Genomic DNA, 1395 nt, shown 5'->3' on the forward strand with positions numbered 1-1395 from the left:
ACCCTGGAAATGGCGCCACTTGAAATCCGTCATCGTTCCGTCCGTCCAATCTCCGCCAAGCATGCTCAAGCTTCACGATTTTTGCAACAGAGCCTGTCTGCGTAACCGGCTCAAACGCGTCCACGCACAGCCCCGGGCGCCTTACCGCTGCTCGACATCGTGTACGGAGAGGCATCTGCGCAGGTCAGAGCCCTCGCCAGACGTCTCGCAGCACCATGTCGCCCGGGGGACCGTGGTGATTCATCTGATGCAATACGCAGACTAGCTGCGGCCCTAATAGGTCTTATCGGCCTATTAGGGCTTGCCTGGTCACGGGATGAGCTGGCGCACCTGCTTGGGGGTGGCTGCGAGTCGAGCTACGCCGTCGCTGATGAGCTGGTGTGATCCTGCGCTGGCGGCGCTGGTGATCGGGCCGGGGATCGCTGCGACGTTGCGGCCTGCGGCGTGTGCGATGCGTGCACCGAGCAGTGCGCCACTGCGCGCGCCTGCCTCGGTGATGAGCGTTGTTCCTGCGGCGAGGGCTGCCAGGCGCGAGCGCTCAATGAACCGGAATCGGGTGGGTGCTGCGCCCGGTTCAACTGCGGTGAGCAGCAGCGTGTTCGGTGCGGCCTCGATGGTGTCGATGAGCTGCCGGTGAGCCTCGGGGTAGGGTCGGCCGTGGCCGGATGCCTGCCAGATTATGAGTCGGTCGCCCTGGGCGAGCGCTGCGCGGGCGGCGGCCGCGTTGATGCCGTAGGCGGTGCCCGTCATGGTGACGTAATCGCGTGCGAGGTCAGCGACGAACTCGGCCGTGATCTGCGTGCCGTAGGCGGTGCTGGCGCGCGATCCGTCGATGTTCACGGTCTGGTCGAGCTGGTCGAGCAGCGACAGGTCGCCGCGTGCCCAAATGCGCGTTGGGGCGGTGGTGCCGATAGCGCTCAGTCGGCCGAAGAATGCCGGGTGCGAATGGGCGGTAAGCGTTGCCAGATCAGACATGGTGTGCTCCTTCCGAGCGGGTCGGGGTAGTTCCCCTTATCCCTCACGTTTTTTGCCGTGAAGGCACGAATGTGCCGCGCAGAGAGCGCAGCCGGAGTGCAAGTGACCGTGGAATACCGGAGCGAGCGCAGCGAGCGAGGATATGCCGCGAAAGCACTTGCGCGGAGGTGGAGCGAACGTAGAATGCCGCCAGGCTTCAAGGTAAAAACGCGAAGCGTTCTAGCGGTGCGGCCGCGCAGCGGCCGACATACTGGCCGCCCTCTGTCGGCGGCCCCGGTCGCGGATGCGACCGGCTGGGGGAGCGCGAGGGGGTGACCCCTTCGCCCGCCGCCGGGGTGGCGGCGGGTACTGGTAACCCAGCGTATCAAGGTTGGGCGTATACGAGCTGAGTCAGGCGGTGGTTCAGCCGAGGGGCCGGAC

General features: G+C 65.9%; 1 protein-coding gene. It reads right to left on the minus strand.

All coding sequences use genetic code 11. From position 1 onward, the window contains the following. Positions 1-309: 309 nt before the first annotated feature. Entirely contained in the window at positions 310-975 is a 666-nt protein-coding gene (locus ACWIE7_RS19275) for a DNA-processing protein DprA (RefSeq protein ID WP_190265262.1), read from the minus strand. Between the last annotated feature and the right edge of the window lie 420 nt (positions 976-1395).

The organism is Dietzia sp. NPDC055343, assembly GCF_053645265.1.